Source organism: Frigoribacterium sp. CFBP 13605 (genome assembly GCF_014839405.1).
Classification (GTDB): domain Bacteria; phylum Actinomycetota; class Actinomycetes; order Actinomycetales; family Microbacteriaceae; genus Frigoribacterium.
In genome coordinates this window covers 1-3,253 of record NZ_JACYNS010000173.1, presented here as the reverse complement: position 1 = coordinate 3,253, position 3,253 = coordinate 1, and the positions used below count along the sequence as shown (strand labels likewise).

The 3,253-nt window shown below is 75.2% G+C and carries 2 protein-coding genes and 1 pseudogene; all 3 read left to right on the top strand.

The annotated features are described in order from the left end of the window. A pseudogene (locus tag IFT36_RS15690) lies at positions 1-497 on the top strand (hypothetical protein); the annotation flags it as partial. A 99-nt stretch (positions 498-596) separates the two neighbouring features. Further along, the gene (locus tag IFT36_RS15685; protein ID WP_200413622.1) at positions 597-2,315 is read left to right on the top strand and encodes a chaplin family protein; all 1,719 of its coding nucleotides are present in this window, start codon (positions 597-599) and stop codon (positions 2,313-2,315) included. Between the two features lie 74 nt (positions 2,316-2,389). After that, entirely contained in the window at positions 2,390-3,172 is a 783-nt protein-coding gene (locus tag IFT36_RS15680; protein WP_200413621.1) for an NADPH-dependent F420 reductase, read from the top strand. Positions 3,173-3,253 lie beyond the last annotated feature (81 nt).

The window sequence follows — 3,253 nt, the reverse complement described above, 5'->3', positions numbered from 1 at the left end:
TCGTGCCCGGAGGCGTCACGCCCCGACCGGGCGTGACGGTCCCCGCGGGCGACGTGCCCGCCGGGGCGGACGCGGACGTCGACGGAGCCGACGGCCTCGGAGTCGTCGCCTCGGACGAGCTCGCCGTCGCCGCGGTGGCCGACGCGTCCGACTTGTCCGGCACGACCGCATCGACCGACGCGGTCGGCATCCTACGGGCGCAGATCGCCTCGGGTCCGTCCTCGTCCGCCGACAGGACCAGCGCACCCCTGGCGCCCACCCCCGGCCCCGCACCGCTTCCTGCCGGTGACGACCACGGCACGCCCGCCCTGCCCTCGGGCACCGGCGGAAGCGCGAACGGTCAGGCCTCGGGCGGCGGAGCGGCCGGCGGTGCCGTCGCGCTCGACGCGACCCGCGCCTCCCTGCTTCCCGGACTCGCCGTCTCGGCGGGGTCCGCGGACGGCGACGACGACCTCCCGTCGACGCCTGCGTACGACACCGACTCTTCCCCCGACTGAGGCCGGTCGCGTCGCCCCTGCAGCCTCCCGGCTGCCGGCGACATCAGCGACCCCGCCGCGACCCCGCGGCACCACACACCTCATCTCTTGGAGAAGACCATGAACACGTACGTCTCGAGAGGGCTCATGGGAGCGCTCTTCATCGGGGGCATCTGGGCCCTCGGAACCACCGCCGCGAACGCGGCGACCACCACCGGCGACGACGGGCTGCTCTCGGGCACCCAGGTCGGCGCCGTCGTCGAGGCTCCGGTCTCGGCCCTCGGCAACGCGGTCAGCGTCCTCGGCGACTCGAGCAGCACCGCGCCGGCCCCTGCGGCGCCTGCCGCCCCGGCTGCGGCACCCGCCGCTCCGGCCGCCGCCCCCGCCGCTCCGGCCGCCGCACCCGCCGCGCCCGCCGCGCCCGTCACGACGACGAGCGGCGACTCGGGCGTGCTCTCGGGCAGCCAGGGCATCGTCTCGATCGACGTGCCGGTCAGCGTCGGTGGCAACGCGGTCTCGGTGCTGGGCGACTCGGCCGGCACGGCCGCTCCCGCCCAGGCCGCGGCCCCCGCGGCACCGGCACCGGCAGCACCTGCCGCCACGTCGGGCGACGACGCGATCGGCTCGGGCACCCAGGCCCTCGTCGACGTGACCCTGCCGGTCACGGTCGGTGGCAACGCGATCTCGGTGCTGGGCGACTCGTCGAGCACCGGCACCACGACCGGCACCCCCGCAGGAGGCGCGACCGGCGCCGGCCCCACCGGCTCGGCCACCGGCACCACCAGTGGTGACGACGGCATCCTCGGGGGCACGCAGGTCGTGCCGTCGGTGGGGCTGCCCGTGACCGTGGGCGGCAACGCCGTCTCGGTGGTCGGCGACAGCAGCAGCACGGGCACCACGACGGGCACCGGCACCACCGGCGCCGGCACGGGTCCGACCACGGGTGGCGCCGCCACCAGCGGTGACGACTCCGTCGCCGGGGGCACGCAGGTGATCCCGACGGTGACCACCCCGGTCACGGTCGGTGGCAACGCGATCTCGGTCATCGGCGACAGCAGCAGCACCGGCACCGGCACCACCGGCACCGGCACCACCGGCACCGGCACCACCGGCGCCGGTACGGGTTCGACCGGCGGCACCACGAGTGGTGACGACGGCATCCTCGGGGGCACGCAGGTCGTGCCGTCGGTGGGGTTGCCCGTGACCGTGGGCGGCAACGCCGTCTCGGTGGTCGGCGACAGCAGCAGCACGGGCACCACGACGGGCACCGGCACCACCGGCACCGGTACGGGTTCGACCGGTGGCAGCACCAGTGGTGACGACGGCATCCTCGGGGGCACGCAGGTCGTGCCGTCGGTGGGGCTGCCCGTGACCGTGGGCGGCAACGCCGTCTCGGTGATCGGCGACAGCGACACCACGGAGGGGACGACCGGCACCACGCCGACCGTCCCGACCACGCCGACCGTCCCGACCACGCCGACCGACCCGACCGACCCGACCGACCCGACGATCCCCGTCGACCCGGCCGAGCCGTTCGAGCCGACCGACCCGACGACGCCCGCCACCCCGGGTGACGGCGGCACCACCACGCCCGGCACCGACGGCACCCCCGGCGTCGACGGCACGACCGGCACCACCGGCACCGTGCTCGTGACCGCCGCGGCGGCCGACCGCAGCGTCCTCGCCTCGGGGACCAGCGCCTCCTCGGCCCTCGCCGCCGACTCGTCGCTGGCCTTCACCGGCGGTGACGCGACGGCCCCGCTCCTGGGCGGACTGCTGGCGCTGCTCGCCGGGCTCGGCCTGCTCGTGGCGGCCCGCCGCCGGACGGCCCGCGCCTGACGGTCACCTCCGTCGCTCGCTCCTGAGCGACTCCTCACCGACGGTGCACCGCAGACCTGGTTCAGGGGCCTGCGATGCATCGCCGCGTCCGGAATCGCCGGACGCCCTCGTGCGTTGCACGACACATGACGTCCGCACCCACCATCGGCATCCTCGGCGCGGGCAAGGTCGGCACCGTCCTCGCCCGCCTCGTCCACGCCGCCGGCCACCCCGTCCTCCTCTCCGGCTCGGGAGACCCTGCCCGCATCCGCCTCATCGTCGACGTGATCGCCCCCGGGGCCCGCGCGGTCTGGTCGGCCGACGCGGCACGGGAGGCCGACATCGTCGTCCTGGCCCTGCCGCTCGGCAAGCTCGACTCGGTGCCGGTGGACGCCCTGGCGGGCAAGGTCGTCGTCGACGCCATGAACTACTGGTGGGAGACGGACGGCCTGCGCGACGACCTCTCGGACGTCCGGACCTCGACGAGCGAGCTCGTCCAGCAGCACCTGCCCGCGTCACGCGTCGTGAAGGGCTTCAACCACATGGGGTACCACGACCTCGACGAGGGAGCACTGCCCGCCGGTCATCCCGAGCGGAGCGCGATCGCCCTGGCATCGGACGACCGAGAGGCACTCGACGTCGTCGCGGACCTCGTGGACGCCATCGGCTTCGACCCCGTCGCCCTGCCCACCCTGGCCGACGGCATCGCCCTCGAGCCGGGGTCGCTGGCCTTCGGAGCGGACGTCGGAGCGTCCGAACTCCGCGAGACGGTCCGCGACTTCTGGAGCTCGCAACGCGGGCTCGCGGTGGCCCGCGCACGACGTTCCCCGAGCCCGGTCGCCGGTGCCGACGAGGCGGTGGAGGTCACGGCCGGGTAACGAAGATGATGCGTTCCAATCCTTTTCGGGCCCGGTGGCGAACCCAGTACATCCCCACCGGGACCAACTGACAAGGAGCTT

Coding starts and splice junctions, on each gene's coding strand:
- IFT36_RS15685 (WP_200413622.1), top strand. CDS start 597: ATGAACACGTACGTCTCGAGAGGGCTCATGGGAGCGCTCTTCATCGGG.
- IFT36_RS15680 (WP_200413621.1), top strand. CDS start 2,390: ATGCATCGCCGCGTCCGGAATCGCCGGACGCCCTCGTGCGTTGCACGA.